Source organism: Streptomyces sp. NPDC085596, assembly GCF_044541565.1.
In the GTDB taxonomy this organism is placed as follows: Bacteria; Actinomycetota; Actinomycetes; order Streptomycetales; family Streptomycetaceae; genus Streptomyces.
Genome location: NZ_JBITTC010000004.1, coordinates 342,410 through 355,823, shown reverse-complemented (window position 1 = coordinate 355,823; position 13,414 = coordinate 342,410). Strand labels below are relative to the sequence as shown.

Genomic DNA, 13,414 nt, shown 5'->3' with positions numbered 1-13,414 from the left:
GGGCCCACGGAGTCCCCAACTGCCCGATACGGGAACGGATCAGCCACCCCATGTACGCAACTCATCCGACAAAACCGGACGGATACCGCTCACCCGCACCCTCCCCGAACAGGGGAGCTCGGGAAACCAGTAACATGCGGCGCCATGAGCTCCCCCACTGGACCCGAGTCCGGCCTGCCAGTACGAATGCCGCGACCCCGCCAGCCCGGACGGCACCGCCGTCCGGAGCCGCTGGTGGCTCCCGAGGACGCGCCCGCGTTCGTCCTCGCGGTGCCCGGTGCGCCCAGCGCCGCCACGCGCAGTCTCGCCGAGGAGGTCGTGAGCATCGCCCGCTCCGAGCTGCCCGGCCTCGACGCGCGGATCGGTTACCTGGACGGGGACGACGACGAATTCCCGACCCTGAGCGCCATCCTGGCGCGCGCCGCCGAGGAGCGCACCGCGCGCCATGAGCAGGCCGTCGCCGCCGGTTCCGACGCCAAGGCGCCGGACGGCCCGGTGGCCGTGGTCGTACCGCTGCTGGCCGGTCCCGACAACGCCCTGCTGCGGCAGACCCGCCAGGCCGTGATGGACAGCCGGGTCGCTGCCGAGCTGACCGACGTCCTCGGCCCGCACCCGCTTCTCGCCGAGGGTCTGCACGTGCGGCTGTCGGAGGCGGGCCTCGCCCGCGCCGACCGCGCCCGCCTGTTCACGGTGGCGACCGCGGCCGACGGCATCATCCTGGCGTCCGTGGGCGGCGAGGAGGCCGTGCAGGCCGCCGGGATCACCGGCATGCTGCTCGCCGCGCGCCTGGCCGTGCCGGTGATGGCCGCCGCGCTGGACCAGGACGGCTCGATCGCCTCCATCGCCGACCAGCTCCGCGCCTCGGGCTCACAGCAGCTCGCGCTCGCCCCGTACCTCATCGGTCCGGAGATCGACACGGCGCTGCTGACGGCCGCCGCCGAAGAGATCGGCTGTGCCACCTCCGAGGCTCTCGGCGCCTACCCGGCGATCGGCAAGCTCGCCCTCGCCAAGTACACGGCCTCCCTGGGCATCGCCCAGCAGCCCCAGGGCGCGCCCGCGTTCTGACGGAGCCCCGCTCCGCGCAGACACCGAAGGGCCCGCTCCGGTACGACCGGAGCGGGCCCTTCGTCCTGCCCGGCACGCGCACACTTTCCAGCAGACCTCTGCCACACCCACTCAGGGGCGTGGGGAACTGCGCGACCAGCCGCAACGCACCCGCGCCGTCAGGCCCCCACCAGCCGGGACGGCGCCGCAGCTCCCCGCAGGGGCTCCGCCAGGTCGGCCAAGGCGTGCTCCAGGCTGTGGAGGTGGGCCAAGGCAGGTTCCGCCGGGGTTTCGGTGGGCCGGTGCAAGGGATCGGAGCCGCCCTCCGTGAGCGCCTCCACCGCCGCCTCCACCCGCCAGCAGGCGGCGGCAAGCCGGGCGTCGTGGGACGCCTCGGGGTCGGCGGCGACGGCGACCAGACCCCGCACCTCACGGGCGCAGTCGTCCAGCAGGGCGAGCACCCGGCGGGCGCGCCTCTTGCGGCCCAGCAGCGGGTTGAGCGGGTGCACGAGCGGCGCGACCGACATCCGGACCCGGCCGAGCAGCTGCTCCAGCTCAGCCACGCGCGGGGCGGGGTCGGCCGTGGCGGAACCCGCGAGCCGGGCGGCGGCCTCGGCGGTACAGACGTGCACGCAGCGCAGGGCGCGCTGTATCCAGGCGTCGGTGGTGGTGTGGGTCGTCACGGGCAGCACGAGCAGCACGGCGAGCACGGCGCCCGCCGCGCCGACCGCCGTCTCGGCCACGCGCAGCGCGAGCAGCGACGGGGTGAGGACGCCGAGCAGGCCGTAGAGGACCTCGGCCAGCAGGGTCACGCAGAGCATCATCCAGGTGTAGGAGACGGCGGCCGAGTAGAAGATGCCGAAGACGGCGACCGCGACGAGCACCAGCGAGGGGACGACGGCGCCGTGCACCGGCAGCGCGACGAGCAGACCGAGCCCGATACCGAGGACCGTACCGAGGACGCGCCGGAAGCCGCGTACCAGCGTCTCGCCGCGTGAGGCGGTGTTGACGAAGACCCACCAGGTCGCGCCGACGGCCCAGTACCAGCGCTGTCCGGACAGCAGTTGCCCGAGGACCAGCGCGAAGCCGGCGCCCGCGACCGCCTGGACGGCCTGCCGGGTGGTCACGCGGGCGAGTCCCGTACCGCTCGGCGGGGCAGGTGCCGTCGGCGCGGGGCGCCCACGCTCGTAGCACCAGAGGCCGAAGCGCACGGCGGCCGCGCTGAGCACGGACAGCAGGACCGCGGCGTACAGCTCGGGCAGCTGCACGGGCGTGACGTGCAGGAACTGGCCGACGAAGAACATCATGAACGCGAACACGCCGAGGCTGTGGCCGCGCGGACCCCAGCGGCGGGCGTACACACCCACACCGACGACCGCGAGAAAGGCCAGGTCACGCGCGACCGGGTAGGCGTGCAGCTCGGCCGCGACGGCCAGCACCAGCACCCCCGTACCGGGCAGCAGGGCCGTGGTGACGGCCTGCCCGCGCACGGTGGCGTCGGCGACGGTGAACAGGGCGAGCAGCGCGGCGAGCCCGCCCGCGACCATGCCGGTCAGGGACTGTCCCATGAGCCCGCACACGACGACGGCCAGGCCGATACCGAGCACGGCCCGCGCGGCGAAGCGCAGCCGGCCCCGCCCCGGATCCGGCGCCATGAACACCTTCTTCAGCACTACTCGTCCGCCCCCTAGTGGCCGTTCGCACGAAAAAGGCGCCGCGGAATCCGCAGCGCCATCGACCCCCCTATGACAGCACCTCAGAGCCGATTGGCTCAACTGGCCCCGATTCCATTGGGCCATTGGACCAGCGTGAGCGAACCACGATGAGCCGTCGGCGGACCAACGGTCCAGGTCGCACAGCATGGAGGCCCGGAGAGAGACTGGGCCATTGGTACAGTCACCGCTGGTCGACGAGGCACGAGGAGGCCGGAACGCCATGGCCGTGGACGAGCTGGACACCCGCATCCTGCGACTGCTGCTGGAGCAGCCGCGCACCAGCGTGCGCGAGTACGCCCGCCTCCTCGGCATCGCGCGGGGCACCCTCCAGGCCCGGCTGGACCGGATGGAGCGGGACGGCGTGATCACGGGCACGGGTCCCTCCCTGTCCCCCGCCGCGCTGGGCCACCCGGTGCTGGCGTTCGTGCACATCGAGGTCACCCAGGGCCACATGGACGATGTCGGGGAGGCGCTGGCGGCCGTTCCGGAGATCGTCGAAGCGTTCTCGACCACCGGCGGCGGGGACCTGCTGGCACGGGTGGTGGGGCGGGACAACGCCCACCTGGAGGACGTGATCCAGAAGCTGATCAGCGTGCCGGGCGTGGTGCGCACCCGTACCGAGGTGGCCCTGCGGGAGCGGGTGCCGTTCCGGCTGCTGCCGCTGGTGGAGTCGGTCGGCCGGTCCGCCACGCAGCCCTGAGCACGCGCGCGTGAGCGCGTTTCCCGTGGTGCGCGGGTCACCGTCACTGCATAGCGTGATCTCATGACTACAGTCCAGACCCGCCCTGCCGCCGGTGACCGACGGCGGTGGCAGGCGCTCGCGGTCTGTCTCGTGGCGGGCTTCATGACGCTGCTCGACAGCTCGATCGTGAACGTCGCGCTGCCCTCCATGGAACGCGGGCTCGGCGCCGACGCGGCCGACGTGTCCTGGGTGGTGTCGGGCTACGCGCTCACCTTCGGCCTCGCCCTCGTCCCGGCGGGCCGTCTCGGCGACGTGCGCGGGCGCCGGGCGGCGTTCTTGTTCGGGCTCGCGCTGTTCACGGTGGCCTCCGTGGCGTGCGGGCTGGCGCCCAGCTCCGGCTGGCTGGTGGTGTTCCGGCTGGTGCAGGGCGCGGCCTCGGGCATCGTCGCGCCGCAGACGACGGGGCTGATCCAGCAGATGTTCCAGGGCGCCGAGCGGGCGCGCGCGTTCGGCATGCTGGGCAGCGTGGTCGGCATCTCCACGGCGGTCGGACCCCCGGCGGGCGGCCTGCTGATCCAGGCGTTCGGCGTCGAGGACGGCTGGCGCTGGGTGTTCTACGTCAACCTGCCCATCGGTGTGGCCGCGTTCTGGGCGGCGCTGCGGCTGCTGCCCCGTACGCCGGTGGCGGAGAAGAGGCGCGAGGGCGCGGACCTGGTGGGTGTCCTGCTGCTCGGCGCGGGTGTGCTGGCGCTGATGCTGCCGCTGGTGCAGGAGCAGCAGTGGACGGGCCGGCTGAAGTGGGCCCTGATGCCGGTGGCGGCACTGCTGCTGGCGGCGTTCTGGCGGTGGGAGCGGCGGCAGGGCCGGTCCGGACGCGATCCGCTGATCGACCTGGAGCTGTTCTCCCTGCGGTCCTTCACTCTGGGCGTGCTGCTGAACCTGGTGTACTTCGGCGGCTTCACCACGGTGTTCTTCGTGTACACGCTGTACTTGCAGAACGGCCTGGGATACGGCCCCCTCGCGGCCGGGATGGCCTCGCTGCCGTTCGCCATCGGTTCGGCGGCCGGGGCGGCGCTGGGCGGCCGGCTGGTGGTGCGGTACGGCCGCAAGCTGGTCGTCGTCGGGCTGGCCGGGGTGGCGGTGGGCCTGGCCGGCGTCATCGGCGCCGTGCAGCTGGTCCAGGGTCCCGGTGCGGCGTGGGCCGCGGCGCTGCCGCTGCTGCTCGCGGGGGTGGGCTCCGGTGTGACGATCTCCCCCAACACCACGCTGACCCTCACCCGCGTACCCGTACGACGGGCCGGTGCCGCGGGCGGCATCCTGGTGACGGCCCAGCGGATCGGCTCGGCGGCCGGGATCGCGGCCGTGGGCGCGGTCTACTTCGCCCACCTCGCCAACCACGGCACCTCCACCGGGGCCCTGCAACTGGGCCTGCTCACGGCGGTGGGGATCATCCTGGTCGCGCTCGCGCTGGCCGTCGCGGACCTGCGGGAGCGGCAGGCGCACCCGGAGCCGCCCATGGGCGGGGGCCCGGCGCCGGAGCCGGTGGAGAGCACGGCCTCGAAGGCGTGAGCACCCGGCCCGACACCAGGGCGGACCCGCTCAGGACTTGACGGCCGCGCTCAGGACTTGCGGCGCGGCTTCCCCGTACGGCCGCCGGAGCGTCCGCGCACCGGGCGGCCGGAGGACTTGGCGCCGCCGCTCTTCGGCCGGGCACCGCCCTGGTCGGGCCGCTTCTTCTGCTGCTTGGGCTCCGGGGGCGTCGCGCCGGCGCGGCCTCGGGTGCTGTTGGCGGTGCGGCCCCGGACGATGCCGATGAAGTCCTCCACCAGGTCGGTGGTGGCCTCCTCCGGCCAGGAGAGCGCGATGCCGGACTGCGGGGCGTCGACGACCGTGCGGTAGGTGAGGTCCTTGCGGTGGTAGAGGCGCGCCAGGGACTGCGGGACGATCAGCAGGCCGACGTTGGCCGCGACCAGTTCCAGGGCGTCCGGGGTGGTGGCGGGCCGCTCGAAGGCGGGTTCACCGGGCGGGCTGTCCCAGTCGAAGACGTCGTCGAGCGGGTGGAAGAGCACCTCGTCGGCGAGGTCGGCGAGGGTGACCTCCTCGGCCGCGGTGATCACATGGTCCTTGGGGACGACGACCACGGTGGCCTCGGTGTACAGCGGGATCGCGCTGAAGAAGCCGCGGTCGACGGGCAGCCGTACGAAGCCCGCGTCGGCCTCCCCCGCGCGCAGCAGCGCGTCCGCCTCGCCGGCGGGGACCTGGGTGAGGGTGAGTGGAGTGCCGGGCAGGCGCTCGTTCCAGATCCGCACCCATTTGGCGGGCGTCACTCCGGGGACGTACGCGAGCCGGAACGACGGTGATTCTTCCGAGCCTGTCACCAGGCCAGGGTATCGGCCGTGGTCGGCTCCCACGCACACGGCCGATACCCTTGACCTCATGAGTTCGCAGCAGAGCACCCAGACGATGAAGCCCGCCACCGCGGCGAAGAAGCTGGGTGTGTACCTCCCCGCCACCCCCGCCGCCTTCCAGGAGGGCGTGGTCTCGCGCACCGAGCTGAACGAGCTGCAGACCAATCCGCCCGAGTGGCTGCGTGAGCTGCGGCAGAACGGCCCCCACCCGCGCCCGGTGGTCGCGGCCCGGCTGGGCGTGTCCATCGCGGGTCTGGCGCGCGGCGGTGTCACCGAGGCGCTGACCACCGAGCAGATCGAGGCCCTTCGCGAGGAGGGTCCCGAGTGGCTGGAGAAGGAGCGCGCCACCCAGGCCGAGGTCCGCAAGGAAACCGCGCGCGTGAAGAAGCTGCACCAGGAGAAGGAAGCCAAGGAGGGCTGACGCTCCGTAGTACGTCCTGACCAGCGCCCCCGGCCCGCCCGGGGGCGTTGTCAGTGGCCTCCCCTACAGTTCCCCTCACTTGATCGTTTGCGGTGCGGGGAGGCACGTATGGGGTGGGTTCCGGCGGGCGGCTATGAGGTCGCCCTCGACGGCGGGAAGGTGGTGTGCCGCAACGCTGCCGGACGGCTGCTGAAGTCCGTGCCCCCGAAGATCGCCGATGATCCGGCGGTCGTGGGGCTCCGGCAGCTCACCGAGTGGCTGGAGCGGCACGAGCGGGAGTCGCTCGCCGCCGTGGAGCGGTGGATGGTCCGCTCCCTGCCGGTACCGCTCGCCGTCGTCACGCGCGTGTGGCCCGACCCGGCCTGGCGGGCCGCGCTCAGCGATCTGGTGGTCACGGGCGAGGACGGCCGCGTCGCCGGTTTCCTGCGGGACACCGATCCCGAGCGGGGACTCGGCCTGGTCGACCTGGACGGCGACACCGTCCGCATCTCCCCCGACCTGGTCCGCATCCCGCACCCGGTCCTCCTCGCCGACCTGGAGGAGCTGCGGGAGTTCGCCGTCGAGCTGGGCGTGGAGCAGCGCGCCCAGCAGCTCTTCCGTGAGGTGTTCCACCGCCCGGCCGCCCTGTCCGCCGAGGCGAGTGAGGTGGAGGAGTACGCGGGCGGCTCGTTCAAGGAGCTGCGTTTCCTGCACGGCCGCGCCACCCAGCTCGGCTACCGCGTGCGTGGCGGCAACGCCGTCTGCTCCGTCCTGGAGGACGGCCGGGGCGTCGAGGCCCGCGTCTGGATCGGCGACTACGACGGCTACGAGGAGACCGAGACCGGCCCGCTGACCTGGACCGATCCCGCCGGACGGGTGCTGCGGCTCGGCCAGGTCGGGCCGGTCGCCTGGTCGGAGGGCATCCGCATGGCCGCCGCGCTGTACGCCGGCCGGGACATCGAGGACGAGGAGCGGGCGGCATGACGGACATCGCCGAGTACGACGAGACCACCCTGACCGCCCTGCTGGAGGCGGGCGCCGTCCTGCCCGTGGGCAGCACCGCGCGCGAGGACGCCGACAGCCTCACCGTCCGCTCCTACGCCCACCCCGCGCTGGCCGACCGCCGGATCGTGCGGCTGGTCCCCGGCACCCTGGGCGAGGCCGAGGACCTCGCGCTGGAGTTCCTCGGGCTGACCCGGACGGCGGAGCCGTTCGAGGGCGGGCAGGTGCGCCGGGAGACGCTGGGCTTCCCGGCGTGGGCGCTGGTGCACGACCCGGCCAACGGGCACCACGCTCTCGCCCTGGTCAAGGACGTGGAGCGGCTCGCCCGCCAGGCCAAGTCCCGCCCCGGCAACGCCAAGGAGGGCTTCGAGGCGCTCGGCACCCGGCTCGGCCGCGCCGTGCCGCACTTCCTGCCGACCTTCTACGAGCAGGCGGCGCGGGTCTTCCTCCAGCACGAGAACACCACGTACGCCGCCGCGTTCTTCGGCAAGGCCCGCGAGGCGGAGCGGGTGCACGCCCTCGCGGTGGACGAGGAGCGGCAGCGGGCGGTGTTCCTGGAGTTCGCCTTCGCCGGGGCGCTGACCGTGAAGGCGCTCAAGGAGCATGTGAAGGACCTCGGCCGGCGGCTCGACCCGGCGGCCGCGTGGGCGCAGTTCCGGCAGCTCACGGTGGAGCGGTGCGCGGCCGGGATGCCGCCGTACGCCTCGCTGCCGCAGGACGCGCGCGGGCTGATCAAGTCGGCGGGGCTGGACCGGGACGCCGAGGAGCGTGCGCTCGTCGCCGATCTGGTCGCCTCCCCGGCCGCCGTCCGGGCGCCCGCGTCGTTCTGGGCCGCCTATCGCCCGGTGCTGCGCGCGCTCGCCGAGGAGCGGCCCGCGATCGGGGCGCGGCTGCTGGAGATCATGCCGAGCGGGCTGGGGCGGAAGGTCGAGGACGACGAGTCGTGGCTGGCCCTGCTCGCGGAGACCGGCGCCGACCGGCTGCTGACGGACGAGGCGGCGGCCGAGGAGCATGGCGTCGACCCGGCCGGCTGGCTGACCCGGTGGGCGCTGTTCCGCAAGCACGGCGGTTCTCTTTCCCAGCGCTCTCCGGCCACGCTTGCGCTGGTGGCCCGGATGGCGGCGGCGCTGCGCGCGGCCGGGCGCCCGGTGGACCTGTTCACCGGCCGCTGGCACGCGGGTGCCGACCTGGACCTGCTCGACCTGTGCGCGGCCGAGGGCATCGCGCTCACCCTCCCGGCCGCCGATGTCACCGTCCAGCTGCCTCTGCACCCGTGGCTGACCGACGCCCGGCCCGGTCGGCGAGACCTGGCGGCCATGGCCGCCGACCCCCGGCTGCGGCGGCTGCTGCACCGGGCGGTGGGCCAGGTCGGTGAGGGACGCCTCGCCCATGAGGTGCTGGAGCCGCTGGCCGCGCACCCGGTGCTGTCCGTGGTGCTGCGGGAGTGGCTGGACGAGGCCGCCGCCGAGTTCACCGGCGCGGCCGGCCTGCCCGGCGCCCGCGCGGCACTCGACCGGCTGCGGCCCTTCCGCCCGGTGGCCGCGGGGGCGGGCCCGGACGCGGTGGCGCGGGTCGCCGCGCACCCGGTGCGGACGCTGCTCGGCCGGACGCTGCGCGCGGGCATCCTCGACGAGCTGGGCTGGCCCGCGCTGGAAGAGGCACTGGATGTGCTGGACTCCCAGCCGCAGCGCAAGAACGCGGACAACTCGCTGTCCGTCCACGAGGCTTGGCCCGCGCTGATCCTGTCCCGAGGGGCGAAGGCTGTCGTGGTCGGCCCGGAGCGGGTGCTCCTCGACCACGATCTGCGTCTGCCCGACGGCCTGGACCGCTGGCAGCGCCCCCGGTTCCGTTACGTGGACGGGGAGTTGCTGGTCATCTGGTGGCACAAGAGCAAGCAGTACGGCTACTGGTCGGCCCGGCCCGCCGAGGTGTTCCCGCTCGGTGGCGAGCGGACGCCGTCCTGGTGGTCCGGCAACGACACGGTCGTCCCCTCCCTGCCGCTGCCCGGCGGCGGACGGGCGAGTGGCGGCCGCACCCTGCACGCGGGCGACACCGAACTGCCCGCCGCCCGGCCCGTCCTCGGGGACGGCACCGCGTACTGGCGGCAGGGCAGGCACGGCAAGCGGACGGTGTGGCTGGAGTACGACCCGGCCACGGGGACCCACGGCCGCGCCTCGCTGCCCGCGCTGCTGGCGTCGGGCGTCCGCGAGGGCACCGAGCTGCTGGCGGGCCGGTGCGAGGTGCTGCCGCTCCAACCGGGCCTGGAGAACAGCCCGTTCGGCACCGACGGCACGGTGCTGGGCCGCTGGGTGCGGGCCGGGCGCGAGGGCGCCGGGGAACTGCGGACCGCCGGGACGCCGGACGGCCGTACGGTGTCGGTACCGGTGGCGCCCGGGCGCGGGGAGGACGGGGTGCCGGTGGGCGCGCTGCGGCTGCCGGGCGGTGCGGAGCCGGTCGTCGCCCAACTGTCGCGTTTCATTGGCCTGTTCGACCTCTCCGGCACCGGCAGGCTCGGTCAGGTCACGCCGAACATCGGGGGCGGCGAGTTCGCCGCGGGCACCCGCCTGGTGCCCCCACTGCCCTTCTGGCACGCCCTGCGCCCCCGTGACGAGGCGGGTTCGGCCGTGCTGCGCGCGGTCACCGACGCGCAGGCGGCGGAGTTGACGCACGGCGCGGCCGAGGCGCTCGCCGAGCGGCAGGAGGCGCTCGCCCGCGCCGGGGAGGACGAGGCGGCGAAGGCCGCGGTCCGGCCCGCCGACGAGGTCACGGTGGACGTCGTACGCCAGGTGCTGCCGGGGATCACCGATGCCCGGCTGCTGCTCGGCGTGGCGTCGCTGGTGCGCTCGGCCGTGCGGCTGGCCGACTCGGCCGCCGTCTTCGCGGCGCCGCCGAAGGAGCCGGAGACCCGGTCACGGGCCCGTACCGAGGGCATGTTCGCCGATTTCAGCCCCGAGTACGGCGACGACAGCAGCCTGCGCGACGCGCTGTCCGGGTTCGGCGGCATCCGCGGCTGGTGGCACTCGCCGCAGTGGAGCGTTCTCCGGCAGATGCGCGCGGTGAACCATGTGCTGTCGGGCACGCCCGCCGACGGCAGGCCGCTCTCGGACGCGAAGCGTCTCAACGCCCTCCGGGACGACTGGCGGGGCGAGGAGTTCACGGTCCCGGACAGTTCCGCCGGGTGGCCGGGTGTGCTGCCGTACCTGCGGGCGCTGGCGCTGCGGGCCGCGTCCCCGGCGCTGCCGGACGCCCGGCGCGAGCCGCTGCTGCTGATGTTCGAGGCACTGGCCGAGGGGCCGCTGCTGACGGCGGACGGCATGCTGCGCACGGTCGTGCTCGGTGAGCCGCGCGGCGCCGGCGGGCGGGCCGGGCAGGTGCTGCGGCGCGGCGGGCGCACGGTGGTGATCCTCGGCTCGCAGAGCGTCGACCATCTCCGCGACCAGATCAACTGGCTGGCCCTGGACCACGATCCGAGCGGGGAGTTCGGCGCGGTCGCCCACTTCACGCTGGAACGCGAGGACCGGTACACGCCGACGGTCTCCGCGCGGGACCTGGCCACCGTCGCACGTCTGACGAGGGACAAGGGCGCCGCTCCCTGGCGGCCCGAGGCGCCCGCCGACCTGGAGGCGGCGACCGGTGGCGGGCTCGGCCCGGCGCAGGCCACCGCGCTGCTCGCCGGTCTGCCGCGTGAGCCGGGCGCGGAGGGTCTCGCGATACTGGGGCTGAAGGCCCGTCAGTACGCTTTCGGTGTCGCCCGCGTCGACGCGCTGGGCTTCGCGGAGCGGACCGCTCTCCTGGGCGCGCTACTGCCGGAGGACCCCGCCGACCTGTGGCTCTCGGGCCCGGACACGCGGGCGGCGGGCCGGATGTGGGCCGAGCGGCTCGGCTCGCTGGTGCGGGTGCCCGAGGACCTCGCCGCCGAGCTGGCCGGGGTGGGCGCCGCGAACGTCGAGGACATCCTCAACCCGGACCGCACCCCGTGGCTGAGCCGCACCACGCGCCTCGTGCTGGACAAGGACGGCGAACTCGTCCCGGAGGACCCGGCGGCGCTCCCGACGGGCCACGCCCTGCCGGGCACCGTCACCGCGCTCACCGCGCTCACCTACGTCCTCCCCCACGGCCACCCCCTGCGCGCCGCCCTCCCTGCCGGCCTCGCCGCGGTACGCCGCCGGATGTCCGACCCGGAGCTGCTGCTCGACCTGGGTGTGCAGTGGACCGAGCGGAACACCCACACGGCCGTCGAACTGCGCAAGACGTACGGTCTGCCCGCGACCGGCGGCCAGGACGCACAGGGTCTGACCCGGCTCGGCGACGCGCTGGTGCTGCGGCCCTGGCACCACGAGGCGGAGACGGTCCTGGTGCGTCCGGCCGGGCTGTCCGGCCCCGGCGATCCCGTGTTCGGTCTGCTGGAGGGGCTGGTCGGCCCGGCCCGCACCGGTGGGCTGCGGGCGCTGGCGCTGATCCTCGGGCCGGAGCTGGACGCCATGGTCGCGCCCGGTGCGGACACCTTCGAGGGGTACGCGCAGAACCCGGCCCTCAGCGTGCCGGAACTGGTCGCGGAGGTCGCCCGGACGCATGGTCTCGGTGAGGACGCGGCCGCGCTCTACCTCCAGTTGCTGGCGCTGCCCGACCCGACGGACCGCGACATCGTCCGCTGGAACGGCTGGAAGCCCGCCCGGACGAAGAAGGCCCGCGCCGAGCTGGCCGCGACGGCGCTGGTCGTGGAGGCCAAGCGGCCGCGCGCCGGACGCACCCTCTTCCTGCCGTGCGGCTGGCGCGATCTGAAGGCACCCGCGCTGCCGCTGGAGACCTGGAAGGAGGGCCTGTACCCGGTCCCCGGCAATCGCCGGGCGCTGCCCCTGCTGCCGGTACCGGAGCTGTTCGCCCGCGCCTGGGACCGCGTCCGCGCGGGCGACGCCCCGGCGTACGAGGAGCTGACCACCCGCGCGGTCCGCAAGGGGCGCCGCCGATGACCACCGCCCGTATCCGTGTGAAGGAAGCCCTCACGATGAGCACCGCCCCCGCCCGTCAGATCGTCCCGCCGGAGGATCTGTTCGCCGCCGAACTGGCCTTTCTCGCCGCGTACGACACCGGCCCGCGCCCGCCCGCGTGGCGGCTGACCCCGCGTGCCGTGGTCACGTTCGTCATGGGCAGCGAGGGCCGGGCGCTGGCGCTGCCCGAGGACGCGGAGGTGCCGGAGGGGGTGCCGCGCAGGCTGGAGATAGCGGGCAAGTTCGTCGGGGACCGCGCGCTGGTGGAGCGGTGCGTGGTCACGCTGGCGGGCGAGCGGGGGCTGCTGCTGGTCGGGGAGCCGGGTACCGCCAAGTCGATGCTGTCCGAGCTGCTGTCGGCCGCCGTGTGCGGCACCAGCGGCCTGGTGGTGCAGGGTACGGCGGGCACGACCGAGGACCAGCTCAAGTACGGCTGGAACTACGCCCTGTTGCTCGCGCAGGGGCCCAGCAGGCAGGCGCTGGTGCCGTCGCCGGTGCTCACCGCCATGTCGCGGGGTGGGATCGCGCGGGTCGAGGAGGTCACCCGCTGTCTGCCCGAAGTGCAGGACGCGCTGGTGTCGCTGCTGTCCGAGCGGCGTATCGCGATTCCCGAACTGGCGGGTGGAGAAGACGCGTTGGCGCACTCGGCGCCAGGCTTCAATCTCATCGCGACCGCCAACCTGCGGGACCGGGGTGTCTCGGAGATGTCGGCCGCGCTGAAGCGCCGTTTCAACTTCGAGACGGTCGGCCCCATCACCGACATCGAGGCCGAGACCGCGTTGGTACGCGGCCAGGCGAAGGCGTCGGTGGAGCGGGCCGGGGCGGCCTTCCAGGTCGACGACGCGGTGCTGGAAGCGCTGGTGACGGCGTTCCGGGATCTGCGCGAGGGGCGGTCGGCGGAGGGCTGGGAGGTGGAGCGGCCGTCCACGGTGATGAGCACGGCGGAGGCCGTGTCCGTCGCGGGCGCGCTGGGCCTGGCCTCGGCGTACTTCCCCGGCGACCGTGATGTGCTCGGGCTGCTGCCGGGCCATCTGCTGGGCGTGGTCCGCAAGGACGACCCGGCCGACGCGGCCCGGCTGCGCGGCTACTGGGACGGTCCGGTGCGGCGCCGGGCCGAACAGGGCTCCGCCACCTGGCGCACCCTGTGGGACCTGCGCACGGTACTGGAGGGCTGA

The 13,414-nt window shown here is 74.4% G+C and carries 9 protein-coding genes; 7 read left to right on the top strand and 2 right to left on the bottom strand.

Features of this window, described 5'->3' with window-relative positions:
- The first annotated feature begins 144 nt into the window (after positions 1-144).
- Entirely contained in the window at positions 145-1,065 is a 921-nt protein-coding gene (locus ACIGA3_RS14700) for a sirohydrochlorin chelatase (RefSeq protein ID WP_399714735.1), read from the top strand.
- Between the two features lie 158 nt (positions 1,066-1,223).
- Here ACIGA3_RS14700 and ACIGA3_RS14695 read toward each other — a convergent pair whose 3' ends face one another.
- Positions 1,224-2,717 carry an FUSC family protein gene (locus tag ACIGA3_RS14695; protein WP_399714733.1) on the bottom strand — a complete coding sequence of 498 codons (1,494 nt, stop codon included), beginning with the start codon at positions 2,715-2,717 and terminating at the stop codon, positions 1,224-1,226.
- Between the two features lie 262 nt (positions 2,718-2,979).
- On the opposite strand from ACIGA3_RS14695, the gene ACIGA3_RS14690 reads away from it, so the two are divergent.
- Both ACIGA3_RS14690 and ACIGA3_RS14685 read left to right on the top strand, forming a co-directional pair.
- The gene (locus ACIGA3_RS14690) at positions 2,980-3,459 is read left to right on the top strand and encodes an Lrp/AsnC family transcriptional regulator (protein ID WP_399714730.1); all 480 of its coding nucleotides are present in this window, start codon (positions 2,980-2,982) and stop codon (positions 3,457-3,459) included.
- 63 nt (positions 3,460-3,522) lie between these two features.
- The gene (locus ACIGA3_RS14685; protein ID WP_399714728.1) at positions 3,523-5,010 is read left to right on the top strand and encodes an MFS transporter; all 1,488 of its coding nucleotides are present in this window, start codon (positions 3,523-3,525) and stop codon (positions 5,008-5,010) included.
- 50 nt (positions 5,011-5,060) lie between these two features.
- Here the strand turns inward: ACIGA3_RS14685 and ACIGA3_RS14680 are convergent, their stop codons facing one another.
- A complete protein-coding gene (locus ACIGA3_RS14680; RefSeq protein WP_399714725.1) occupies positions 5,061-5,819 on the bottom strand; it encodes a LysR family substrate-binding domain-containing protein in 759 nt (252 codons plus the stop codon).
- A gap of 58 nt (positions 5,820-5,877) precedes the next feature.
- Between ACIGA3_RS14680 and ACIGA3_RS14675 the strand changes: the two genes are divergently transcribed.
- The 4 genes from ACIGA3_RS14675 (at position 5,878) to ACIGA3_RS14660 (ending at position 13,414) form a co-directional block, all read left to right on the top strand.
- A complete protein-coding gene (locus ACIGA3_RS14675) occupies positions 5,878-6,270 on the top strand; it encodes a DUF5997 family protein (RefSeq protein WP_399714722.1) in 393 nt (130 codons plus the stop codon).
- 108 nt (positions 6,271-6,378) lie between these two features.
- The gene (locus tag ACIGA3_RS14670) at positions 6,379-7,233 is read left to right on the top strand and encodes a DUF4132 domain-containing protein (protein WP_399714720.1); all 855 of its coding nucleotides are present in this window, start codon (positions 6,379-6,381) and stop codon (positions 7,231-7,233) included.
- Positions 7,230-12,221: a hypothetical protein gene (locus ACIGA3_RS14665; protein ID WP_399714718.1), complete on the top strand. Its 4,992-nt coding sequence runs from the start codon at positions 7,230-7,232 to the stop codon at positions 12,219-12,221. The genes ACIGA3_RS14670 and ACIGA3_RS14665 overlap by 4 nt, the downstream gene beginning before the upstream one ends.
- Entirely contained in the window at positions 12,218-13,414 is a 1,197-nt protein-coding gene (locus ACIGA3_RS14660) for an AAA family ATPase (protein WP_399714717.1), read from the top strand. Before ACIGA3_RS14665 ends, ACIGA3_RS14660 begins: the two co-directional genes overlap by 4 nt.